At 70.8% G+C, this 22,749-nt stretch carries 24 protein-coding genes; 10 read left to right on the top strand and 14 right to left on the bottom strand.

The window, feature by feature from the left end; all coding sequences use genetic code 11:
- The first annotated feature begins 44 nt into the window (after positions 1–44).
- Positions 45–1,430: an alkaline phosphatase PhoX gene (locus ACZ6ZD_RS17080; RefSeq protein ID WP_465673065.1), complete on the top strand. Its 1,386-nt coding sequence runs from the start codon at positions 45–47 to the stop codon at positions 1,428–1,430.
- Here the strand turns inward: ACZ6ZD_RS17080 and ACZ6ZD_RS17075 are convergent.
- From ACZ6ZD_RS17075 to ACZ6ZD_RS17030, 10 genes are all read right to left on the bottom strand, one after another.
- Entirely contained in the window at positions 1,427–1,801 is a 375-nt protein-coding gene (locus tag ACZ6ZD_RS17075; protein WP_465673063.1) for a YchJ family protein, read from the bottom strand. The genes ACZ6ZD_RS17080 and ACZ6ZD_RS17075 overlap by 4 nt on opposite strands.
- Before the next feature lie 60 nt (positions 1,802–1,861).
- The gene (locus ACZ6ZD_RS17070) at positions 1,862–3,100 is read right to left on the bottom strand and encodes an ATP-grasp domain-containing protein (RefSeq protein WP_465673061.1); all 1,239 of its coding nucleotides are present in this window, start codon (positions 3,098–3,100) and stop codon (positions 1,862–1,864) included.
- Positions 3,093–4,352 carry an MFS transporter gene (locus tag ACZ6ZD_RS17065; RefSeq protein ID WP_465673059.1) on the bottom strand — a complete coding sequence of 420 codons (1,260 nt, stop codon included), beginning with the start codon at positions 4,350–4,352 and terminating at the stop codon, positions 3,093–3,095. The genes ACZ6ZD_RS17070 and ACZ6ZD_RS17065 overlap by 8 nt, the downstream gene beginning before the upstream one ends.
- Complete coding sequence (locus ACZ6ZD_RS17060) at positions 4,349–5,596, bottom strand: ATP-grasp domain-containing protein (protein WP_465673057.1); 1,248 nt, start codon at positions 5,594–5,596, stop codon at positions 4,349–4,351. Before ACZ6ZD_RS17060 ends, ACZ6ZD_RS17065 begins: the two co-directional genes overlap by 4 nt.
- A gap of 1 nt (position 5,597) precedes the next feature.
- A complete protein-coding gene (locus ACZ6ZD_RS17055) occupies positions 5,598–5,972 on the bottom strand; it encodes an avidin-fold protein (protein WP_465673055.1) in 375 nt (124 codons plus the stop codon).
- Entirely contained in the window at positions 5,969–8,332 is a 2,364-nt protein-coding gene (locus ACZ6ZD_RS17050; protein ID WP_465673053.1) for an FAD-dependent oxidoreductase, read from the bottom strand. Before ACZ6ZD_RS17050 ends, ACZ6ZD_RS17055 begins: the two co-directional genes overlap by 4 nt.
- A complete protein-coding gene (locus ACZ6ZD_RS17045; RefSeq protein WP_465673051.1) occupies positions 8,332–9,678 on the bottom strand; it encodes a class I tRNA ligase family protein in 1,347 nt (448 codons plus the stop codon). The genes ACZ6ZD_RS17050 and ACZ6ZD_RS17045 overlap by 1 nt, the downstream gene beginning before the upstream one ends.
- Positions 9,671–10,009 carry a cupin domain-containing protein gene (locus ACZ6ZD_RS17040; RefSeq protein ID WP_465673050.1) on the bottom strand — a complete coding sequence of 113 codons (339 nt, stop codon included), beginning with the start codon at positions 10,007–10,009 and terminating at the stop codon, positions 9,671–9,673. The genes ACZ6ZD_RS17045 and ACZ6ZD_RS17040 overlap by 8 nt, the downstream gene beginning before the upstream one ends.
- Positions 10,010–10,324: 315 nt before the next feature.
- Complete coding sequence (locus ACZ6ZD_RS17035) at positions 10,325–10,735, bottom strand: ferritin-like domain-containing protein (protein WP_465673048.1); 411 nt, start codon at positions 10,733–10,735, stop codon at positions 10,325–10,327.
- Positions 10,732–11,286 (bottom strand): cell division protein FtsK, encoded by a 555-nt coding sequence (locus ACZ6ZD_RS17030; protein WP_465673046.1) that lies wholly within the window; start codon positions 11,284–11,286, stop codon positions 10,732–10,734. Before ACZ6ZD_RS17030 ends, ACZ6ZD_RS17035 begins: the two co-directional genes overlap by 4 nt.
- Positions 11,287–11,424: 138 nt before the next feature.
- Here ACZ6ZD_RS17030 and rimP point away from each other — a divergent pair, with 138 nt between their 5' ends.
- The 6 genes from rimP to truB all read left to right on the top strand — a co-directional run bounded on the left by rimP (position 11,425) and on the right by truB (position 18,042).
- The gene (gene rimP, locus ACZ6ZD_RS17025) at positions 11,425–11,946 is read left to right on the top strand and encodes a ribosome maturation factor RimP (protein ID WP_465673044.1); all 522 of its coding nucleotides are present in this window, start codon (positions 11,425–11,427) and stop codon (positions 11,944–11,946) included.
- A 1-nt stretch (position 11,947) separates the two neighbouring features.
- The gene (gene nusA / locus ACZ6ZD_RS17020; protein ID WP_465673042.1) at positions 11,948–12,940 is read left to right on the top strand and encodes a transcription termination factor NusA; all 993 of its coding nucleotides are present in this window, start codon (positions 11,948–11,950) and stop codon (positions 12,938–12,940) included.
- Between the two features lie 45 nt (positions 12,941–12,985).
- Positions 12,986–13,279, top strand: coding sequence for a YlxR family protein (locus tag ACZ6ZD_RS17015; RefSeq protein ID WP_465673040.1), 294 nt, complete (start codon positions 12,986–12,988; stop codon positions 13,277–13,279).
- A 134-nt stretch (positions 13,280–13,413) separates the two neighbouring features.
- The gene (gene infB, locus ACZ6ZD_RS17010; RefSeq protein WP_465673038.1) at positions 13,414–16,620 is read left to right on the top strand and encodes a translation initiation factor IF-2; all 3,207 of its coding nucleotides are present in this window, start codon (positions 13,414–13,416) and stop codon (positions 16,618–16,620) included.
- A gap of 100 nt (positions 16,621–16,720) precedes the next feature.
- Complete coding sequence (gene rbfA, locus ACZ6ZD_RS17005) at positions 16,721–17,155, top strand: 30S ribosome-binding factor RbfA (protein ID WP_465673036.1); 435 nt, start codon at positions 16,721–16,723, stop codon at positions 17,153–17,155.
- The gene (gene truB / locus ACZ6ZD_RS17000; RefSeq protein ID WP_465673034.1) at positions 17,155–18,042 is read left to right on the top strand and encodes a tRNA pseudouridine(55) synthase TruB; all 888 of its coding nucleotides are present in this window, start codon (positions 17,155–17,157) and stop codon (positions 18,040–18,042) included. The genes rbfA and truB overlap by 1 nt, the downstream gene beginning before the upstream one ends.
- Here the strand turns inward: truB and ACZ6ZD_RS16995 are convergent.
- The 3 genes from ACZ6ZD_RS16995 to ACZ6ZD_RS16985 are packed head-to-tail and all read right to left on the bottom strand — an operon-like array spanning position 18,035 to position 20,258.
- A complete protein-coding gene (locus ACZ6ZD_RS16995; RefSeq protein ID WP_465673032.1) occupies positions 18,035–19,246 on the bottom strand; it encodes an RNA polymerase sigma factor in 1,212 nt (403 codons plus the stop codon). The two genes, truB and ACZ6ZD_RS16995, sit on opposite strands and share 8 nt — an antisense overlap.
- Entirely contained in the window at positions 19,243–19,614 is a 372-nt protein-coding gene (locus ACZ6ZD_RS16990; RefSeq protein WP_465673030.1) for a YciI family protein, read from the bottom strand. The genes ACZ6ZD_RS16995 and ACZ6ZD_RS16990 overlap by 4 nt, the downstream gene beginning before the upstream one ends.
- Positions 19,611–20,258 (bottom strand): DUF998 domain-containing protein, encoded by a 648-nt coding sequence (locus tag ACZ6ZD_RS16985; RefSeq protein WP_465673028.1) that lies wholly within the window; start codon positions 20,256–20,258, stop codon positions 19,611–19,613. The genes ACZ6ZD_RS16990 and ACZ6ZD_RS16985 overlap by 4 nt, the downstream gene beginning before the upstream one ends.
- Positions 20,259–20,406: 148 nt before the next feature.
- Here ACZ6ZD_RS16985 and ACZ6ZD_RS16980 point away from each other — a divergent pair, with 148 nt between their 5' ends.
- Positions 20,407–20,832 (top strand): hypothetical protein, encoded by a 426-nt coding sequence (locus ACZ6ZD_RS16980; protein WP_465673026.1) that lies wholly within the window; start codon positions 20,407–20,409, stop codon positions 20,830–20,832.
- Here ACZ6ZD_RS16980 and ACZ6ZD_RS16975 read toward each other — a convergent pair.
- Positions 20,805–21,761 carry a PEP/pyruvate-binding domain-containing protein gene (locus ACZ6ZD_RS16975; protein WP_465673024.1) on the bottom strand — a complete coding sequence of 319 codons (957 nt, stop codon included), beginning with the start codon at positions 21,759–21,761 and terminating at the stop codon, positions 20,805–20,807. The genes ACZ6ZD_RS16980 and ACZ6ZD_RS16975 overlap by 28 nt on opposite strands.
- 56 nt (positions 21,762–21,817) lie before the next feature.
- Between ACZ6ZD_RS16975 and ACZ6ZD_RS16970 the strand changes: the two genes are divergently transcribed.
- The gene (locus ACZ6ZD_RS16970) at positions 21,818–22,171 is read left to right on the top strand and encodes a hypothetical protein (RefSeq protein WP_465673022.1); all 354 of its coding nucleotides are present in this window, start codon (positions 21,818–21,820) and stop codon (positions 22,169–22,171) included.
- Positions 22,168–22,740: a transcriptional regulator gene (locus ACZ6ZD_RS16965; RefSeq protein ID WP_465673021.1), complete on the top strand. Its 573-nt coding sequence runs from the start codon at positions 22,168–22,170 to the stop codon at positions 22,738–22,740. The genes ACZ6ZD_RS16970 and ACZ6ZD_RS16965 overlap by 4 nt, the downstream gene beginning before the upstream one ends.
- Positions 22,741–22,749: the final 9 nt, after the last annotated feature.

Genomic DNA, 22,749 nt, shown 5'->3' with positions numbered 1-22,749 from the left:
GTTCACTGGCGACCACTGCTTGTCCAGGAGCCAGGAGGCCGCCCATGTCCGAGTTGTCCAGACGTCAGTTCGTCGGCACCGCCGCCGCGGCCGGAGTCACGGTCGCGGTAGCGGGGTCGGTGGAGGCGCTGTACACGGCCCAGCCTGCGCTCGGGACGTCCGGTCCGAAGATCGGCTACGGGCCGCTGATCGAGGACCCGGACGGGATGCTCGACCTGCCGCGCGGCTTCCGGTACGAGATCCTGTCCCGCGAGGGCACGGTCCGCGCCGACGGGCTGAAGACGCCGAGCCGCTTCGACGGGATGGGCGCCTTCCCGGACCGGCACGGCGGCGCCCGGCTGGTCCGCAACCACGAGTGCAGCCCGACGTCCACGATCAAGGTGGTCGCGCCGCCCGAGCGCACCTACGACCCGGGCGCGGCCGGCGGCACCAGCACCTTGGTCGTGGACCGGCACCTGAACTCGACCAAGGAGTACGTCAGCCTCGGCGGGACGGCGATCAACTGCTCCGGCGGGATCACCCCGTGGCGCACCTGGCTGACCTGCGAGGAGACCGAGCTCAAGGCCGGCGAGAGCGGCTACACCAAGGACCACGGGTTCATCTTCGAGGTCGACCCGTACGACGACCGCCGCAACCGGAACCCGTTCGCGCTGAAGGAGATGGGCCGGTTCCAGCACGAGGCGGTCGCGATCGACCCGGCGACCGGCATCGTCTACGAGACCGAGGACGCGTTCGTCGCGCCGCTCGGCGGTTTCTACCGCTTCCTGCCGAACCGGCCGCGCGGCGGCTGGGGCTCACTGCGCGCGGGCGGCGTCCTGGAAGCGATGTACATCCCCGGCCTGCCGGACCTGTCGGTCGTCCAGGAGGCCGGCACGGTCTTCCGCGGCGTCAAGTGGCTCAAGGTGCCGGACCCGCTGGCCAAGACCGAGTCGGTCCGCTCGCAGGACTACGGCAAGCAGATCACCGGCGGCTACAAACTCGAGGGCTGCTGGTGGGGCACCCGGGACCGCTGCGTGTACTTCGTCTCGTCGTTCGCGACCGTTGAGCTCGGGTCCAAGGTCGCGCACAACGGCCAGGTCTGGCGCTACGACCCGCGGAAGCACACGCTCCGCCTCGAGGTGATCTTCAAGCGCCACGAGCCGGGCACCGAGCCCGAGTACGACTCCCCGGACAACATCACGATGTCGCCGTACGGCGGGCTGATGATGTGCGAGGACGGTCTCGGCGAGCAGCACATCCTCGGCACCACCGAGGACGGCGAGGTCTTCAAGTTCGCCAAGAACACCGTCAACATCGGCTCGCCCGAGGAGCCGGAGTACGGCGAGCTGACCGGCGTCGGCTTCTCCGCCGACGGCCGGACGATGTTCTTCAACGTCTACAACCCCGGGATCACCTACGCGATCACCGGGCCCTGGCGCCGTCGGCGCTAGGCGACCGGGCGCACGTACACCCACGCGCCGTTCTCGCGGGTGAAGTAGCTGTTCTCGTACTGCGCGCCGGCCTGGTGGTCGGCACGGAACTCGACGGTCCCCTCGCTGTGGAAGGGGCTCCCGTCGGTCGTGCCGAGGATCGTCAGGCCGGTCCAGTGCCGGTCCGGGACCAGCTGCAGCCCGAGCGGCCGGGTCGTGGAGTGCCACGTCCGCAGCAGGTAGCCGGTGTCACCGAGGACGAAGGCGGCGTACCGCGAGCGCATCAGCTGCTCGGCGGTCGCGGCGGTCTCCGGGCCGGTGTGGAAGCGGCCGCAGCAGTCGGCGTACGCCGCCGGGAGGCCGCACGGGCAGGTTTCGGACGTCGGGGCCATCCGCGCATTTTCGCATTCGAGCCACGACCGGGCGGTGGTGGGCCGCCCGGCCGTGCGCCGTCACGGCGTCTCGATCACGATCTCGGCCTCCATCTCCAGCACCCGCTGGTAGTCCTCGTCCAGCGTCTGCGGATCACTGTGGATCAGGATCACCCAGGCCAAACAGGTGAACAGATCGACCGTCGCCGGGACGACGGCGTCCTCCTCGTGCAGGACCTTCCACCAGTGGAAGGACTTGAGCTCCTCGATCCCGTCGAACACCTCGCGGTTGCGGAAGTAGCCCTCCTGCGGCGCGATGATGAAGATGCCGCGCAGGTGCTGGACCAGGTCGAACCCGTCCCGCACCTCGCCGCGCACCCGGTGCGCGACCGTCCGCTTGATGTGGTTGTCGCCGGTGGCCAGCTCGCTGACCATCTGATGCCCGCCGCCGGCCGGGCGGGCCGCGACCTCGATCAGCCGCGGACCGTCGGCCGTCATCATCACCTCGACGTGCCCGCAGCCGATCCGGATGCCGACGGCGTCCAGGACCTGCTGCGTGTACGGCCACAGGGCCTGTACCTCGGGGTCGTCCTCGGTCAGGAAGTCGATCCGCCGGTAGATGCCGATCTTGTCGCCGCGGCCGACCTTCGTGTACCGGCAGACGTCGACGAGCGCGTGCTTGCCGTCGACGCTGTAGGTGTCGACCAGGTACTCCGTCCCTTCGGCGTACTCCTGGATCAGGACGGCGTCGTTGGTCAGGCCCATCTTGTTGGTGCGTCCGAGCACCCGGCCGAACCGCTCCCGCCAGTCGCCGCCCTCGAAGACGACGTACACCTCGTCACCCGCGGCGCTCTTCGGCGGCTTGATCACCAACCGCTTCCCGAGCAGGTCGTTGGCCCGCAGCCACTCCTCGGCCTCGCCCTCGTCGGCGGTCAGCACCTGCCGCAACCTCGGGACGCCGGCCGCGGTCAGGGCCTGCGCCATGTCCCACTTGTCCCGGCGTGACGACGCCAGCTCGGGCACATTGCCCGTGCCGGGCAGCAGGATCTCGATCAGCTGGTCACACAGCTCGACCCCGCTCTCGGCGCCCGGGACGAGGAACTCGGGCTCGTACTGGCGCAGCTCGTCCGCCAGCGCCTGCACGTCGCCGGTGAAGTAGTGCACGTGGTCGGAGTCCTCCGGGTGCCAGCTGCCGGTGAACGCCGGCGGCGGCTCCGGCCCGCTCAGGACCGCGACCGGGATCCGGCCCGCGGCCCGGAACGCGGCCGGGTACTCCTGTCCGGTCGACAACGGGTCGACGACGATCGCGTAGTCAGGCATGCTGTCCGCCTTCCAGGACGGTGGAGGTCTCGTCGGCCGGCTCCGGGGCCGGCGCCATTCCGAAGTAGGCGAGCACCAGGCCGATGGCGCCCAGGACGCCGCACCACAGCCAGACCTGGGTGCCGACGCTGTTCCAGGCCCAGACGCCGAGGAACGGGCCGAGCGCGGATCCGAGGCCGAACATCGCGTGCGCGCCGCCGACGTACCGGCCGAGCAGCGGCTTCGGCGCGGCCATGCCGGGGTAGGCGAACATGGTCGGCCCGCCGATGATCTCGGCCAGCGTCCACAGCAGCGTGCCGATCACGAAGATGGCCAGGCCGCCGGGCAGCGCGTAGAACGCGAGCCCGCCGCCGAGCAGCACGAAACCGATCATCGCGATCGTCCGGGCCGCCTTGTGCTGGACGTACTTGGTGACCAGCAGCTCGCAGGTGATCACGATGAAGCCGTTCAGCGCGACCATCGCGCTGTACCACCACGTCGAGAACCCGTCGGCGTTCATGTGCAGCGGCAGCACGGCCAGGTACTGCATGTAGATGGCCGCGTTGATGAACATGCAGAGCAGGAACAGCACGTACTTGTGGTCGCGCAGAACAGCGAGGTAGCTGCCCTTCGGCTCGGGCTCCGCGGTTTCGGTGGCGTCCGTCTCGGCCGCGGCGGGCTTGGACCGCTTCGGCAGCGCGACGATCGCGACCGCGGCGTACGCGAGGGCCGCGGCCGCCTCACCGATGAACAGCAGGTTCCACGAGACGGCGACCAGTGCGGCGCCGATCAGCGGGGCGGCCGTCGTCCCGAGATTCATCGCCAGCCGGTAGACGGCGAAGATCATCACCTGGCGGTTCTTCGGTGTCAGCTCGGTCAGCAGAGCTGCCGAAGCCGGCCGGTAGAACTGCCCGACCGCGCCGGCCAGGGCGACGACGACCACGATTGCCGCGTAGCTCGGCACGTAGGCGATCGCCAGCACGAACCCGGCCATGCCGAACATGCTGATCATCACCGCCGCGCGCGGGCCGACCCGGTCCGACAGCGAGCCGCCGATGATCAGGCCGACCACCGAGCCGGCGCCGTACACGCCGAGCGCGGTGCCGGCCTGGACCGGCGTGAAGCCCTTCGAGGTGGTCAGGAAGAGCACCAGGAAGACCTGCAGGAACCAGCCGAGCTTGTTCACGAAGACGCCGACCAGCAGCGCCTTCACCGGTGTCGGAGCCTCCCGGATGGTCTGCCAGATGCCGGTGCTCTCGTCGGTCTCGGTCATGCTGACGGCTCCTTCGGGTGCCCGCTCCAGCGCAGCGACTGCGCGGCGGCGTCCAGCCCGGCGCGGCTCTCGGCGAGGGAGCCGGAGACCGTGGTCGCGTAGGCGATCCGGCCCCACAGCGTGCCATCCGGCGGGGGACTGGTCGTCTGACCGGCCTCCATCAGGACGACGAGCTGGTCGATCGACTCCGGCAGCCCGGCCCGGTCGAACTCCACCGAGTCGAGCACGGTGTCGTTCTCGTCGACGTAGAAGAACCGGACGCCGCCGACCAGGGTGCGGTCGGGGGTGACGTCGGGCTGCCGGCCGCAGGCGACCGCGGCCGCGGCCAGGCCGGGGTCGGCGCCGGTCGCCTTGAGCCCGAGGTAGGGGATCAGGTCGCCGCCGATCCGGGCGTTGATCTCGATCACCTTCGGGCCGTCGGCCGTCATCATGATCTCGGTGTGCGTGACGCCGTCGGTGAACGCGATCGCCTTGTGCGCGTCGACGAGCACCTGGAGCAGCTGCTCGTCGGCCAGCAGCGGGTCGGCCGCGTCGACGAAGTGGCCGATCTCCTCGGCGTACGGCGGGTAGCCGAGCTCCTTGCGGGCCAGGCAGAACGGCGCGACCTGCCCGTGGAAGACCGCCGCGTCGATACTGATCTCGTAGCCGTCGGCGAACTCCTCGACCAGCACCTTCACGTCGTAGTGCGGCGCCTCGGGGACGGTCGTGTCGTGCGCGAACTCCCAGTTCGCCGTCAGCTCGGCGGCGTCGTTCACCTTGACCACGCCCAGGCTGGCCGCCAGCGCGCGCGGCTTCAGGATCACCGGGTAGCCGAGCTTCTCGGCGGTCGCGAGCGCCTCGTCGACCGTGTCGACCAGGACCGAGACCGGCTGCGGGACGCCGTGCTCCGCGAGCGCCGTCCGGGTCAGGTGCTTGTCCCGGCACCGGTTGATCATCGCGACGTCGCCGCCCGGCAGCCCGAGCGCCTCGGCCACATGGGCGGTCTGCAGGATCCGCGCCTCGTCCCAGCACAGGACGCCGTCCAGCGCGTCCCGGTCGTTCAGCGTGCGGGCCGCGGCGACCAGGGCGTCGGCGTCCAGCGTGGACTCCAGCACCGTCCAGCCGTCCAGGTACTCCTGCTCCCAGGTCGGCTCGGCGTGCAGGAACATGTGCAGCCGGTACTCCGGCGCGATCGACCGCAAGATGTACTCGCGGAACAGCCGCATGCCGGTGGCAACGACCAGTAGATGGGGTTTGTCGGACATCTCACACTTCCCTGACTGGACTGGGGATCTGACGGATCCGGCTGACGCCGCGACTGCCGTCGGCGCGCCGGAAGTGGTCGGTGACCAGGATGTTGCCCTGGGCATCGAATTCGGGAATGCTGTGGCAGGCGCCGCTGATCAGCTCACCGGTCTCGGTGAGCAGGCAGTACGACGCGTCGAAGCTGCCGTCGGCGCGCAGCCGGCCGACCAGCCGGCCGCTGCGCAGCGTGCCGCCGGCATAGAACTCGGCCCAGACCACGTCGTCGTCGCGGTGGTACTGCCCGTACGGCGCGCCGGCGGCCGGGTCGTCGACCTCGAGCTGGAACCAGACCCCGTCGACATCGGGGACGACGGGTTCCGGCGCGGCCGCGCTCACCAGCGCACCGCGCAGACGTCGTCCGCGATCGGGTAGATCTCCCGCTCGAACATCGAGTTCAGCACGATCGCGGCCCGGACCGGCAGCTGCGTGAGCCCGGCGTTCGTCAGGCCGTGGCTGTAGCGGCTGGCGTTGAACGTGTAGATCTTGTGGCCGTTCATCCCCTTCCAGCGCACCGAGTAGTCCGGCTCGACGAGCAGGTCGCCGTCGTCGTCGACCTCGACCCGCTCGCGCAGATCGTCGTCGAACGGCGCCGCCACGTGCTCGCGACCGGCCGCGACGACCAGCTGCCGGACGACGTGCTCCTCGGGCAGCGTGCTGGTCGAGCAGCACAGGCGGATGTTGCCGTCGGGCTGCAGGTCCGAGGTCTGGACGTCGCGGCCCGGGAGCAGCGTGACCGGGAACTGGCCCAGTGACAGGAAGCCGTCGTAGTTGGCCTGGTAGAGCGCCCGCAGGCCGCCGGGGGTGATCGCGTCGCCGCTGTAGCGCGAGTCGTCGATCATCTGCCGGCGCTTGCCGCGGTTCAGGCCCTGCAGGTACTGGATGTGCGACGGCCGGTAGAGCTCGTTGGCCATCGGCGAGTCGTCGATACTGCGGAACCACTGGTTCCGACCGAGCCAGCGGACGTCGGTGAAGCCCGAGCCGAGCAGCCGCAGGACCGACTCCAGGCCGGTCTGGCCGCCGCCGATGACCGCGGTCGGCGCCGTCCGGTCCAGCGCGGCCAGCCGCTGCCCGAGGTCGTCGGCGATGAACGCCCGCTCGGCCGGGAGGCCGCCCAGGTACGCCGGCCGCACGGCCCGGGTGCCGACGCCGAGCACCAGGTGCTCCGACACCGCGGCCGGGACGCCGTCCACGGTGATCTGGAAGCCCTCGTCGGTCAGTGAGATCGCGTCCACCTGGGCGCCGAAGTTGACCACGCCGAGCCGCTCGGTGGCCCAGGTGAGGTAGCGCTCGTACTCGATCCGGGGGAGCGAGTCGAACTGGGAGTTGATCAGCGCGTAGAGACGGCCCGAGGTGACCAGGTAGTTGAGGAACGTGAGCTCGTGGCGGGGGTCCACCAGCGAGACCAGGTCCTTCATCCAGCCGGTCTGCATCCGCACCCCGGGGTACAGCAGCGGGGTGTGCCAGCCGGTACCCGGCCGGGAGTCGAACAGGGCGAGCCTTTCGCTGGTGACGTTCTTGTAGAGCGCCGCCAGGGAGAGGTTGGAGGGACCGGCCCCGATACCTACGGTGTGGTAGCGGGGGACGGGCTGGGTGTCTGCTCGCCGGATGCCTGGTTCGGTGATCGTCATGCGCTTGTTCTCCGTCCGCGAAGTGGAGGTGCTTGTCCCGCCCGCGGCGAGCAGTTCGCTCGCAGCGGCCCGGCTGGCGGCCAGCGCGGTTTTCACGCTGCCACCGGACCCGCCGGTAAAGGTGTAGAGCCGATGTGTGCCACCGGGAACCGGCCACAAGGTCAGAACCGGTGGATCGGCGTAGCAGTCGGCGGTGCTGACCAGGTGGTCAGGCGTCGACAGCTTCAGCTGCGGCAGCCGGCGTCCGGCGATCCGGACGGCCTGTTCGGCCAGATCCGGGACCGGTGCGCTGCTGCCGGGTGGAACCGACCAGCGTTGGGTGTCGACGCCCAGTAGCAGGCGGCCGTCGGCGGTCGGCCGTCCGTACAGGTCGCTGGTCTCGTCGACGAACATGGTCGGCAGTTGGCCTTCCACCCGGTACACCGCGATCTGGACCGACTTGGTCCGGGTGTTGGCGCCGAAGTTGTTCTCCGTCAGGAAGCCGGGGGTCCACGACCCCGCGGCGACCACGACGGCGTCGTACCGCTCGGTCCGGTCCGGTAGCCGGCACGACACGGTGCCGTCCGGTTCGGTGAGCAGCCGCAGGACCGGCCCGGTCAGTACCCGGGTGGTCCGGCCGAACGCCAGCCGCCGGACGACGCTCGTCCGCAGCCGGTCGGGGTCGATGAAGCCGGCCCGCCGTTCCAGGACGCCGACCGTGCCCGCGGGCAGGTCGCGCCAGCCACGCCGGTGCAGCTCCGGTCCGTCGACCAGCGTGGCCGACCCGGGCAGCGCGTCCTCGACCTCGGCGACTGCCGCCTCGATGCCGTCGTACGCCGGGAGCAGGTACGTGCAGCCGGTCTCGGTGTACGCCGCCTGGTTGTGGAGCGTGCCGAGTAGCTCGTTCAGGCTCTCGATCGCCAGCCGGCGCTGCAGCGGGTGCGTCTCGAACCCACGGACGCCGCCGCCCGAGGCCGCGGTCGCATCCGTGCCGGGCGGGCCGGTGATCAGGTCGACGCTGGCCCGGTCGCCGAGCCGCCAGGCCAAGAGGGCACCGGCGATGCCGGCGCCGACCACGCAGATCCGCATCATTCCTGCCCGGTCAGCGCGCTGCGCAGCGAGCCGGTGTCGGCGCCGCCGTCCAGCAGGGTGAGGAGGCAGCGGGCTGCCAGCGGCGGGTCGAAAGCGTCCGGCCGCAAGGCGGCCTCGCCCCGGGCCAGCTCACTCGCGGCCAGGGCCGGATCGAGCGGCTCGGAGGCCGTCCGGACACCTGCGAGCGCCGCCTCGGCGCGGGTCGCGAAAGCCTCGAAGTGATCCATTGTGAAATCACTTGGGTAGCGGTCCGGCCGGTCCCAGGCCAGTGCCAAACGAACGATTGATGGGTCCCGCTCGCGGAGTAATTCCGTCGCCGCGATTCCATGTTTCCGGCTGGTCGAGAATTTCGCGCCGTCGAATGTGTAGAAGTCGTTCACGACGAGCCCGGAAAGCGGTGATCGGGGGAGCCCGGCGGCGGCCCAGACGGCCGGCCAGTAGAGCGCGTAGGCGAACGCGTTGTCGAGGCCGAGGAAGTGCCACAGGTGGTCTACCCGGCCGAGCGCGGCCAGGTAGCCGGCCACGTCCGCGGCGCCGGGGTCGACGGCCCGCGCGATGCTGTAGAGATCGGTCAGCGCGACCTCGGCGTACGCCGCCACCCGCAGGCCGGTCAGCGGCCCGTCGCACTCGATACCCCAGTCGGTCGGGAAGGCGAGTGGGATCTCGGGCAGCCCGGTCCGCGACGTCCGATCGACCAGCGCCCGGACCTCCGGCGGCAGCCCGGCGCGCAGCCAGGTCTCGACGAGCTGCGGCCGGAAGTCCTCCATCCGCAGGACGGGAACCGTTACCTGGAAGGGTTTCGGCTCACCACCGCAGCGGCCGCAGCTGGGATCGATCAGCGTCGGCACCGAGGCGAACGTGCCGCACACCTCGCAGGCGCCGCCCGCCGCGGGCTCCTCGCAAGTGCCGCAGCGGCCGGTCAGGTAGGAGTCGTGCAGGGTCCGGTCGCAGTCGGCGCAGGCGTAGAGGGTGATCTCGCGCAGCGGCGTCGCGCCGGATTCGACCAGGTGGGTCAGCAGTTGCCGGACGATCGGCGCGTGCTCGGCCACCAGCGGGTTCGAGAAACGGTCATAGCCGATACGGGCCCGGGCGTAGGTGTCCAGGATGTCGTCGCGGAAGTCCGCGATCATCGCGTGCGGGTCCAGGCCTTCGCGCTCGGCCCTGGTCAGCACATAGTTCTGGTGCACGTCCAGGCCGCTCGTCACCAGCACGCGCTCACCGCGGGCGCGGGCCGCCCGGGCCGCGATGTCCGCGGCCAGGTAAGGGCCGGACAGGTGCCCGACGTGCAGCGGGCCGTTGACGGTCGGCTGCGGGAACGTGAAGACGCTGAGCGGCTCAGCCATCGGCCGGCATCCAGTACGCGCTGAAGACCGTCAGCTCGGTCGACTCCGACCGGTTCTGGACGACGTGCGCCTCGGTGCTGGACAGCAGGAACGCGTTGCCCTGCTGGACTTCGTACTCCGCGCCGCCGGTCAGCACGTGCGCCGTGCCGGCGACGACGAGCGACAGCTCGAGCTCGGGGTGCTGGTCGAGCGGGCTCTCCGAGCCGGGCGGAACGGAGTACCACATGGCCTGGAACGGCAGGTCGCCGTCCACGCCGTACTGCTCCCAGCGGACCACTCGCAGGTCTTTGACGAACAGGTCCTCACCGGTGCGCAGGTCGAATGTACGCATGCTTCGCCACCCTCCGGGGTCACGCCGGGCGTGACCGAAGAAGTTTGAGATCAGAGCGGAACGAACGCACGGAACAAGGCGCACACAGGCGCCGAAACGAGCCGGATCGGCTCGGTGCGAGTACGCGGCCCGCGCCACCAACGCGGGCGCCGTGAAACTCGGTGACCCCCCAGTCTCCGTGGCCGAAAATATAGGTGAATGCGGAGCCGTGCGTAAAGGGGAATGCGTCAGTAATTTCCGGTCCGGGCATAACCCGACGGGAAATTCTTCGTTAGTGCCGGTATTTGCGCGCGGACCGTGTCCACGCGGTCACGGTCAGGCGTCGCCGGGCAGTGCGACCGGTGCGCCGCCCCAGCTGAGCTGGGCGGCCGCGGTGGCCAGCAGCTGGTCGATGGCGAACTTGCGGACGGCGGGCTGCTCGGCAGCCTCGACCAGGTCGCCGTACACCCCGGCGAGCCGGCGCTCGATCAGCAGGACCAGCTGGCTCGCGCTCGCGGCGTTCGTCACCGGCTGCGGCAGGTCGTAGGCCGGCTCGGCGGCGACCGGGGTCTCGTCGGCGGCCGCGATCAGCTGGCTGAGGTGGTCACGGCTCTCGCGGTGCCGGTCGAACGTGTCGGCCGCGGCGCGGAACTTCGCGCCGTTCAGCTTGCCGCCGGCGACGCCGACGCCGTACAGGGCCGCGTGCTCACCGGCCAGAGCGGCCTGCAGGGCTTCGAGCTCGGTCATGACGCTTCCGCCTTCTTGGCCGGGGCGAGGCTGAGCGCGAGCTGGAGCTCGGACGCCGCGAGCATCGCGAGCGTCCGGGCGGCGGCGCCAGAGGCCTTGGCCGCGGCCGTCGCGTGCACCTCCGAGGCCGAGCGCTCGGCGACGGAAAGCGCGGACAGGGCAGCCGCCGAGCTCGCCGGAACGCTCTTCGGGGCGATCTTGACCGTCGTCACGCCGGGCGTCTCGGTGAGCTTGGCCAGGTGCGCCGCGTGGTACTTCGCGCCGGCCGCCAGCTTGGGCTTGAGCGCCGGGTGCTTCGTACCGATCTGGGCGTACTGCCCGACGAGTCCGTTGACCACCGATGCGGCAGTGCTGAACGCGGCCACGACGGCCGGGTCGACCGACGGGGTGTCCGCGCCGCCCGGGTCGTTCTTCGACCCCGGATCGACGGCGCCCGGCGTACCGGAACCTGGCTTGTCGTCCTGGCAGGCGGTCAGCACGAAGGCGCCCGAAACCAGGGCGGTGGATCGCAGTGCGACGCGGCGTGACAGCCGGAGGGGTTCGTTCGGCACGCCGGAACCCTACCCGGTGACAGGGCTGGAACGAGGCGGTGACATCAGGGCCCCGTCCGGGCAGATAAGGTGGGCTACTGCCCTCGGCTGAACCGCCGGGTGGAACGGGCGCACAACTGCAGAGAGGCAGGTCTACCTGTGAGCCGAAGGACTGACCACACGGACACCTCGAGCCTCGAGAACTTCCTGCGGCCGATCGTCGACCAGTTCGGTTGCGATCTGGAGGCCGCCGACCTCGCCCCGGCCGGGAAGCGCCGGCTGCTGCGGGTGCTGGTCGACCGCGACGGCGGGATCAGCCTGGACGACGTCGCCGAGGTGACGCGGGCGATCTCCAAGGCGCTCGACGCCGACGACATCATGGGTGAGGGCGCCTACACGCTGGAGGTCTCCAGCCCCGGCGTCGACCGGCCCCTCACGCTGCCGCGGCACTGGCGGCGCAACATCAGCCGGCTGGTCGCGGTCACGCTGACCAGCGGCAACAAGCTGACGGGCCGCATCAAGGCCGCCTCCGAGGAGGCGGCCGAGCTGGACGTCGACGGCAAGATCCAGTCGGTGGCGTACGCCGACGTGGACAAGGCCAAGGTCCAGATCGAGTTCAACCGGGTTGCCGGCAACGACGAAGACGAAACACCTGCCGACGGCACGGTGGAGGAGAACTGACATGGACATCGACATGGCCGTCCTGCGGTCGCTGGAACGGGAGAAGGACATCTCCCTGGACATCGTCGTCGACGCGATCGAGGCGGCGCTGCTGGTGGCCTACCACCGCACCGAGGGCGCGCAGCAGCACGCGCGCGCCGAGCTGGACCGCAAGACCGGGCACGTGACCGTGTTCGCCCGCGAGCTCGCCGAGGACGGCACGCTGGCCCGCGAGTACGACGACACCCCGCACGACTTCGGCCGGATCGCGGCGACCACCGCGAAGCAGATCATCCTGCAGCGGCTGCGCGACGCCGAGGACGAGGTCCGCTACGGCGAGTTCTCCGGCAAGGAGGGCGACATCGTCTCCGGCGTCGTCCAGCAGGGCCGCGACCCGCGCTCGGTGATGGTCGACCTCGGCAAGATCGAGGCCGTGCTGCCGGCGCCGGAGCAGGTGCCGGGGGAGAAGTACGACCACGGCTCGCGCCTGCGGGTCTACGTGGTCGGCGTCCGCAAGGGCTTCAAGGGCCCGCAGATCACGGTCAGCCGGACGCACCCGAACCTGGTCAAGAAGCTGTTCGCGCTGGAGGTCCCGGAGATCGCCGACGGCACCGTCGAGATCACCGCGATCGCGCGCGAGGCCGGGCACCGGACGAAGATCGCCGTCCGGACCCTGAACCCGTCGGTGAACGGCAAGGGCGCCTGTATCGGCCCGATGGGTCAGCGCGTGCGCAACATCATGCACGAGCTGCACGGCGAGAAGATCGACATCATCGACCACAGCGACGACCCGGCGACCTTCGTCGGGAATGCGTTGTCCCCGGCGCAGGTTACGTCGGTGGAGGTCGTCGACGCCGCGGCACGGGCCGCGCGGGTCGTCGTACCTGACTACCAGCTGTCGCTGGCCATCGGTAAAGAGGGCCAGAACGCCCGCCTTGCGGCGCGGCTCACAGGCTGGCGCATCGACATCCGGCCGGATACCGATGTGACTGGTGAGGACAAGAAGGTAGACTGATCTCTCGGTCGGTCGACTGAGTCGCAACCACACCCTGAGGAAGTAGTGACAGACGCGCGCCCTGGCAAGAGCACGGAGCGCACCTGTATCGGGTGCCGGAAGCGGTCCAGTCCGACAGACCTGCTGCGGATGACGGTGTCCGGAGGGCTTGTCCTCCCGGATCCCGAGCATCGGGCGCCAGGCCGTGGGGCGCACCTGCACCCCACGGACGAGTGCTTCGAGCTCGCCGTCCGGCGGAAAGCGTTCCCGCGGGCCTTCAAGGCCCAGGGGCCGCTGGAGACCACCGGGGTGCGCGAGTTCCTCGCGGAGCGTGATAATCAAGATGTACGCACGGCCTGACCGGGCCGTGTGACCGACATGAAGGCGGGTCATCGACTCATGACCACTCGATGAGTGTCTACCGATGAGTGCAATGCGATGAGCACGTACGTCAACTAACGGTCCGCGCCCAGGCTCGGACCAGAGGGAGAGTAGTGGCAAAGGTCCGGGTCTACGAGCTCGCGAAAGAGCTCGGAGTTACCAGCAAGGTCGTTCTGACCAGGCTGAACGACATGGGTGAGTTCGTCCGATCGGCATCCTCGACCATCGAGGCGCCCGTCGTACGACGGTTGGCGGAGGAGTTCGAGAAGAACCCGCCGAAGAAGCGCGCGGCCAAGAAGGCCGCCGCCAGCACGTCCGCCGCGCCGCAGGCGACCGCTCCGGTCGCGCCTGCCGAGGCGGCCGACAAGCCTGCCCCGAGCGCCCCGAAGGCGCCGGCGGCACCGGCCGAGCGCCCCGCGGCCGCCGCGGCGACACCGGCTCCGGTCACCGAGGCGGCAGCCGCCGCGCCGGTGACCCCGACGGAGTCCGCTCCGGCGCCGGCCGAGGCCGCTCCGGTCAAGGCCGTCCCCGCCGCGGGCAACAAGCCGGGTCCGCGCCCGGGCCCGAAGCCGGGTCCGCGCCAGGAGACCCCGGCCGCCGCGGCTCCCGCGCCGGTCGAGGCCGCTCCGGTCGAGTCCGCTCCGGCTCCGGCCGCCGAGCCTGCCGCTCCGGCGCAGTCCCCGGCGACTCCGGCGTTCGAGGCGCCGGCCGCTTCCGCTGCTCCGGCAGCTCCCGCCCCGGGCCGCACGCCGGCTCCGGGCCGGCCGACCCCGGGCCCGGCGCAGCCGCGTCCGGATGCTCGTTCGGGCGGTCAGGGCGGGAACGCTCCGCGTCCGGGTGGCGCTCCGCGCCCCGGTGGCGCGCCGCGTCCGGGTGGTCAGGGCAACGCTCCCCGTCCGGGTGCTCCGCGTCCGGGTGGTCAGGGTGGCGCCCCGCGTCCGGGTGCTCCGCGTCCGGGCAACAACCCCTTCAGCTCGACCCAGGGCATGCAGCGCGGTGGCGCCCGTCCGGGTCCGGGTGGGCAGGGCGGCGGTCAGGGCGGTCCGAGCCCGGCCGGTATGGCTCCGCGTCCCCCGGCCGCCCGCGACGGCGGCAACCGCGGCGGTAGCGACCGTCCGCGTCAGGGCGGCGTCCCGGGCGCACCGCGTCCGAACCCGGCGATGATGCCGAAGTCCTCGGCGGGCACCTTCACCGGTCGCCCGTCCGGTCCCGGCGGCGGTGGCGGCGCGGGTGGCCGTGGCCGTCCTGGCGGCGGTCCGGGTGGACCGGGCGCCGGTCCGCGCGGTGGCGGCGGTGGCGGCGGCGGTGGCTTCCGTCCCGGCGGCGGCGGCCCGAGCGGTCCTCCCGGTGGCGGCGGCGGTCGTCCGGGTCCGGGTAACCGGGGCCGTGGCGGCACGCAGGGCGCCTTCGGGCGTCCGGGCGGTCCGGCGCGTCGTGGCCGGAAGTCCAAGCGCGCCAAGCGCCAGGAATTCGACAACATGCAGGCTCCGGCCGTCGGCGGCGTTCGCGTCCGCCACGGTGACGGCGAGGTCGTCAAGCTCGCCCGCGGCGCCTCGCTGACGGACTTCGCCGAGAAGGTCGGCGTCGACCCGGCGTCGCTGGTCCAGGTGCTGTTCCACCTCGGTGAGATGGTCACCGCGACGCAGTCGGTCAACGAGGAGGTCCTGCAGCTGCTGGGCACCGAGTTGAACTACGACGTCCAGGTCGTCTCCCCCGAGGACGAGGACCGCGAGCTGCTGCAGTCGTTCGACATCGACTTCGGCTCCGACGAGGGCGGCGAGGCCGAGCTGGTCAAGCGGCCGCCGGTCGTGACCGTGATGGGTCACGTCGACCACGGTAAGACCAAGCTGCTGGACGCGGTCCGCGAGGCGAATGTCGTCGCCAAGGAGGCCGGTGGCATCACCCAGCACATCGGCGCCTACCAGGTGACGACGACGGTGGACGGCGAAGAGCGCGCGATCACCTTCGTCGACACCCCGGGTCACGAGGCGTTCACCGCCATGCGTGCCCGTGGCGCCCAGGCCACCGACATCGTCATCCTGGTGGTCGCGGCCGACGACGGCGTGATGCCGCAGACGATCGAGGCGCTGAACCACGCCCGCGCGGCCGGTGTGCCGATCGTGGTCGCGGTGAACAAGATCGACGTCCCGAGCGCGGACCCGGCCAAGGTGCGCGGTCAGCTGACCGAGTACGGCCTGGTGCCCGAGGAGTACGGCGGCGACACCATGTTCGTCGACGTCTCGGCGAAGTCCCGGATCAACATCGACGGCCTGCTCGAGGGCGTCGTGCTGACCGCGGACGCGGCGCTGGACCTGCGGGCCAATCCGAACATGCCGGCCCAGGGCATCGCGATCGAGGCCAACCTCGACAAGGGCCGCGGCCCGGTGGCGACCGTGCTGGTGCAGCGCGGCACGCTGCGGGTCGGCGACTCGATGGTCGCCGGTCCGGCCTACGGCCGGGTCCGGGCGATGCTCGACGAGCACGGCGACCCGGTCGAGGAGGCGACGCCGTCGCGTCCGGTCCTGGTCCTCGGTCTGACCGCGGTCCCGGGTGCGGGTGACAAGTTCCTGGTGGTGGACGACGACCGGATGGCCCGGCAGATCGCGGAGAAGCGCGAAGCCCGGGCCCGGGCGGCGGCCAACGCCAAGCGCCGTGCGCGCCGGACCCTCGAGGACTTCATGGCCTCGATGGAGAAGGGCGAGACGCAGGAGCTGCTGCTCATCCTCAAGGGCGATGTGTCCGGTTCGGTCGAGGCGCTGGAAGACGCGCTGGTCCGGATCGAGGTCGACGACGAGGTCAACCTGCGCGTCATCGACCGCGGCGTCGGCGCGATCAACGAGAACGACGTCAACCTGGCGATGGCCTCGAACGCGGTCATCATCGGCTTCAACGTACGGCCGGCCGGTAAGGCCGGTGACGTCGCCGAGCGCGAGGGCGTCGACATCCGGTACTACTCGGTGATCTACTCCGCGATCGACGACATCGAGGCGGCCCTGAAGGGCATGCTGAAGCCGATCTACGAGGAGGCCGTCCTCGGCCAGGCGGAGATCCGCGAGATCTTCCGCTCCTCGAAGGTCGGGAACATCGCCGGTTGCTGGGTGACCAGCGGGCTGGTCCGCCGCAATGCGAAGATGCGGCTGATCCGCGACGGCGCGGTGATCGTCGAGAACGGCGAGCTGTCGTCGCTGAAGAGGTTCAAGGACGACGCGTCCGAGGTCCGCGAGGGCTTCGAGTGCGGTCTGACCGTCAACAACTTCAACGACATCAAGGTCGGCGACATCATCGAGTCGTTCGAGCTGCGCGAGAAGCCGCGGAACTGAATCGGGTGGTGACCCCGCCAGGGGTCATCGAGGAGTAGCGTCCGGAGAGACGGTCCACCGTCTCTCCGGACGTTCTTCATGACTGAGGGAGTGAGCCCTGATGGGTGAAGCAAGGGCCAAGCAGCTGGCCGACCGGATCCAGGTGCTCGTCGCCGAGTTGCTCGAGCGGCGGGTCAAGGACCCGCGGCTGGGTTTCGTCACCGTGACGGACGCCCGGCTGACCGGCGACCTGCGCGAGGCCAGCGTTTTCTACACCGTGTACGGCGACGAGCAGGCGCGGGCCTCGACGGCCGCGGCGCTGGAGTCGGCCCGCGGCCTGATCCGCAGCGAGGTCGGCAAGGCCCTCGGCCTGCGGCACACGCCGAGTGTCGCGTTCTTCCTGGACGCCGTCCCGGAGAACGCCGGCCAGATCGAGGAGCTGCTCGAGAAGGCCCGCCAGGCCGACGCCGAGGTGGCCAAGGCCGCCGCCGGGGCCAAGCCGGCCGGTGACGCCGACCCGTACAAGCACAAGGACGACGAGGACGCCGAAGACTAGTGGGCGACTTCACGCCGTCCGCGGACGGCATCGTCATCGTGGACAAACCCGCCGGGATGACGTCGCACACGGTCGTCGCCCGGATCCGGCGGCTGGCGGGTACCCGCAAGGTGGGGCACGCCGGCACGCTGGATCCGATGGCGACCGGCGTCCTGGTCGCCGGGCTGAACCGCGCGACCCGGTTGCTCGGTCATCTGCAGCTGGCCGACAAGTCGTACGACGCGACGATCCGGCTCGGCGCGACCACCACGACCGACGACGCCGAGGGCGAGGTCGTCGACACCTTCGCGGTCGATGGTGTGACGGACGCGGCGATCGCGGCCGGAGTGACGCCGTACCGGGGTGAGATCTCGCAGGTGCCGTCCGCGGTGTCCGCGATCAAGGTCGACGGGAAGCGCGCGTACGAGCGCGTGCGCGCCGGCGAAGAGGTCGTGCTCAAGTCCCGCACGGTCACGGTGTCGCGGTACGACGTCCTGGAGATCCGCCGGGGCGACGGCTGGATCGACGTCGACGTCTCGGTCGACTGCTCCAGCGGCACCTACATCCGCGCCCTGGCGCGCGATCTGGGCGCGGATCTCGGCGTCGGTGGCCACCTGACCGCGCTGCGGCGGACGCGCGTCGGCGCTTTCGACCTGAGTGTCGCGCACACGCTCGAAGCGCTCGCCGACGACTTCATCTGGCTGCCGATCGCGGATGTTGCCGCCGGCACCTTTCCCCGGTACGACGCGGACGCCGAACAGGCGGCCGCCATCCGCACCGGCCGGCCGCTCCCCGGCTTGAAGCTCGGCGTGGGTCAGACCGCGATGTTCGACCCCACCGGCACGTTCCTCGCCCTCTACGAGCCGCACGGCCCGCTCGCCAAACCCACTGCTGTCTTCGTCAGCTGAGGCGATCGGCCCGGCTCGACAGATAGCTTCGCTCCACCTGGTTCTCCGTGAGAGCCGCGGCTTCGCGGTAGAGCGCCGCGGCCGCGGCGGGCTCGCCGGTCTGTTCGAGGAGGTGGGCCCGGACGGCGCGTTCGCGTTGCCGGGTGAGCGGGTCCTGGGACAGGTTCAGGTCGTCCAGCAGAGCCAGGGCCCGAGTGGGGCCGTATGCGCGGGCTACTGCGACGACGCGGCTGAGGCGAACGGGCGCTGTCGGGGTGAGGCGCTCCAGCCAGAGGTAGAGCATCGCTATCTGCGGCCAGTCGGTCTCGCCCGCTGCTGCGTGCGTAGCGGCGATCGCAGCCTGGAGCTGGTACTGGCCGGGGTCGGTCTGGTTCCAGACGCTGTCGAGCAGCGCTGTGCCTTCGCGGATCAGGTCGGCGTCCCAGCGGGTCCGGTCCTGCTCTTCAAGGGGGACGAGCTCTCCGGTCGGCCCGGTGCGTGCTGTCCGGCGTGACTCGGTGAGCAGCATCAGCGCCAGCAGACCGACGGCTTCGGGGTCGGGGAGGGTGGCGACGAGCAGCCGGGTGAGGCGGATGGCTTCGTGGGTGAGGTCGACGCGGGTGAGGCTTTCGCCGGCAGTGGCGGTGTAGCCCTCGTTGAAGATCAGGTAGAGGACGCGCATCACGGCAGCGACGCGTTCGGCGCGGTCGTCGTCGCTGGGTGCGGTGAAGCGGGCGCCCGCTTTCGCGAGCTGCTGTTTGGCCCGGCTGATCCGGGTGCCCATCGTGTTCTCGGTGGCGCCGTACGCGTGGGCGATCTCGGTCGTGGTCAGGCCGCCGACCGCGCGCAGGGTGAGCGCGACCTGGCTGGTCGCGGGGAGCGTGGGGTGGCAGCAGAGCAGCAGCAACGTAAGGCTGTCGTCGGTCGCGGACGACGGAGCCGCCGTGCCCCGGTGGACTGGCTCGGCCAGCTCGGCTGCCTGCTCACGCCGCCGCCGGGCCTGGTCGGAGCGGAGCAGATCGACCATCCGCCGGTAGCCGATCCGGATCAGCCAGCTGCGTGGATTCTCCGGTACGCCGGCCGTCCACGCCCGGCTCGCCGCCAGTAGCGCCTCCTGGACGGCGTCCTCGGCGATGTCGAAGCGGCCGAACCGCCGGACCAGCGCGCCGAGCACCTGCGGCGCCTCGGTGCGCAGCAGGTGCTCGACGTCGGTCGCGGAGCTCATGTGCCGAAGTCGTCGCCCATGATCGGACGGATCTCGATCGGCTCACCGAGTACCTCGACGATCCGCCCGGCGATCTCGATCGCCCGCTCGTGGCTGGCGACGTCGATCACCGCGAAACTCGCCAGCACCTCCTTGAGCTCCGCGAACGGCCCGTCGGTGGCGACCACGCCGTCCGCGCCCTTGCGCACCGTCGTGCTGACCACCGGGTGGCCGAGCCCTTCGCTGGTCACGAACTCGCCGGACGCGCGCAGCTCCTGCTCGTAGCTCTGGTAGAACGCGAACGCGGCCAGTGCCTCCTCGGACGGCGTCTCCGCGGTAGCGGCGTCCCAGGCCGTGGATGGGGTGTAGCTGAGCAACAGGTACTTCACGATGCCCTCCTCTGCGTGCTGGCACGGTAACCGACCAGGGCGACCACAGTCGTCCAGGTGAAGCCGACCAGCCCGCACAGCGCGATCTGCAGGCTCATGTGCTCCGGTGACATCGGTGCGAGCAGTACGACGGCCGCGAGTCCGCTGAGCACCGCCGGGAGCGCCTGGCGCCGCCGTACACAGCGGACGACGAGGACGATCGCAGCGACGGCCAGTGCGGTGAAACCGGTCGCGGCGGCGATGCCGTGCGCGACGCTGTGCCACGACGGGTCGGCGACCGGGCCGTCCGGCGTACCGATCGGGAAGCCGTGCTCGGCGTCCATGGTGAAGACGCCGGAGGCGATCAGGCCGAAGCCGAAGACGGTCAGCAGGATCGGCAGCGCCCGGCGACCGAGACCGTCGATGCGGAGCGCGGTCGCCATCGCGACCACGCCGAGGCCGGCGGCGACGAAGGTGCTGATCTGGATCCAGCCCTGCGGGCCGGTGGCGAGCTGGCTGATCGGATGCCGGGTGAGGTCGAAGCCGTCCCGGGCCAGCATCTGCAGGCCGGCCGAGGCGAAGAAGACCGGCCCGGCGAGCGCACCGGCGAGCAGCCGCCGCGCGGGGATGGTGGCCGGGGGAGCAGTGGCGATGAGTGTGGTCATGACAACCTCCTGGGTCGTTGGTTGCCGTCACCTCGTGGCCGAGCCGGGGATCTCGACGGATCCTGACCGTGATCCAGGTCACATCGATCGGTTGTCGAGTGGGCGCTGACGCCTCCGAGGTAGCGGCAACTTCAACCGAGGAGACGACATGACCGAGAACGTTCAGCCGAGTAGCGACCTGCAGGCCCTGGATCGTCTGGTCGGCACCTGGACCTTGAGCGGCGGGGTCGAGGGCACCGTCCGGTACGAGTGGATGCCGGGCCGGTTCTTCCTGCTGCAGCACGTCGAGCTGCGCCAGTACGGGCAGGAGATCAAGGGGTTCGAGGTGATCGGCAACCTGCGCCCGTTCGGCGAGCCGGCCACGGCCGAGGTGTGGTCGCGGTTCTACGACTCGACCGGTAACACGCTCGATTACGTCTACGAGCCGGACGGCGACACGCTCACGATCTGGGGTGGCGCCAAGGGCAGCCCGGCGTACTTCCGCGGCACCTTCTCCGATGGCGGCGACACCCTCGCCGGCGAGTGGGTCTACCCGGGCGGTGGCGGCTACAGCTCCGTCTCGAAGCGCAGCTGACGGACGCTCCCGGCCGTGCCGTCGATACTGACGAGACTCCCGTCCCGGAGTGTCTCGAGCACTCCCGGGACGCCGAGCACGGCCGGGATCCGCCGTTCCCGCGCCACGATCGCCGCGTGCGACAGCCGCCCACCGGTCTCGGTCACGATGCCGGCGATCACCCCGAACAGCGGCGTCCAGGCCGGATCTGTGAACCGGCACACCAGGATGTCGCCCGGCTGCACCCGCTCGAACTCATCAGGTCCCTGAACGACCCGCGCCGGTCCGGACGCCGTCCCTGCGCTCCCGCCGGTGCCCGCCAAGGGAGCCGTCACTGGTCGCGCTTGCAGCAACCACAGCACGCCGTCCGCGTAGGCGAACTCGATGTCCTGCGGCCCGCCCAGAAGCTCCTCGACGGCAGCGCCGACGCGCTGGAGCTCGCGGAGTTGCTCGTCGCTCAAGCAGTCGCCTCGCCGTTCGATGGTGTCATCGGTCAGCGTGAAGGCGTCGGGGGTGACCAGGCCACCGACCACGGCGTCGCCCAGCCCCCAGGACGCCTCGATCTCGGTGACCGGCCCGGTGAACATCACCCCGGAGACGTCCGCGCCGATCTGCTGCTGCACGATCACGGCCATCTCGGCCGGTGCGCCACCGCGGTAGGCCACCGCTCGCGGTGACCAGAGCGACGCCCGCACGTCGGCCACCCGATCTGGGACGTCTAAGTGCGGGACGTTGAGGAAGGTTTCGTGCTGGCCGGCCGCCGACGCGTGGACGCCGTCCTCGGAGGACGCCGACGAGCGCACGGCGTGCAACCCCGCCGGCACTCCCTCGGCCGACGCGCCGGGCAGGACGACGTGCCCGGGTGGCACCGGGAAGCCGGCGTGGAGCAGCCGGCCGAGTGTCTCGGCCTTGGGGCCGGCGCCGGGACCGGCGTCCTCGAGACGGATCACGCCCACTCCTTCAACACTTTGTTGACAACGTTTCGTTGATGATCCACTGTTCGGGCATGGAGAGCAACGATCACGCGCAAGCGCAGCGCGAGGCGGACGCCCGTCATCGGCTGTTGGACCGCGGTGCGGACCAGCTGGAGCGGCGTCCGTGGCAGCCCGCGCCGATCCCGCCGTCCGCGGTGGACCTCATCCAGTTCTTCCTGCATTCGGACGGCGACCGCGACGCTGCCCTTGCAGCGCTCCAACTGCTGCCAGCTGCGCGCGCCGAGGTCGACCAGCTGGAGACCGGTCTGCTGTTCGCCGCCCGTGGCCTTGGGCTCACCTGGGCCGAGATGGCCCGAGCGCTCGGCCTCAACTCGCCGCAGGCCTGCCAGCAGCGCCTCGACCGGCTGACGGCCCGGCAGCCATGAGCCTCCTGGTTCTGCACGCAGTCCGGCTGCTCGGCTTCGCGGACGACGCAGCCGTCGCGGCGCGCTTCAACCTCGACCCAGCGACCACAGGGGAGCTGTTGCTCGACTACCAGGCCTACGGCTGGGTCAGCTGGAGTGAGTTCGCCGGTCTGGGCGGCTGGTCGCTCACTGCGGCCGGGCGGGCCGAGAACGAGCGGCTTCTGGCTCCTGAGCGCTCTCCAGCGGTAGCGGCCGTGTACGACGACTTCCTGCCCCTGAACGGCCGGCTGCAGGCTGCCTGCACCAACTGGCAGCTCCGGCCGACGACTGCGGACCCACTGGCCGCCAACGACCACACAGACCCGGTCTGGGACGAGCAGGTCCTCGGTGAGCTCGCAGCGATCGGCCAACAGCTGACTCCGCTGGTCGCCCGGCTCACTGCGGTCCTGCCACGCTTCCAGGGCTACGACACCCGCTTCCAGCATGCTCTGGACCAGCAGTGGGTCGACGGCACCTCAGTCGACTCGTGCCATCGCGTCTGGTTCGAGCTGCACGAGGACCTGATCGCCACCCTCGGCGTGCGTCGCTAGCTACCCTGG

This window comes from Kribbella sp. NPDC104218 (genome assembly GCF_055584105.1).
Note: the sequence above shows the minus strand (reverse complement) of the source record. Positions and strands in the feature narration are given on the sequence as shown.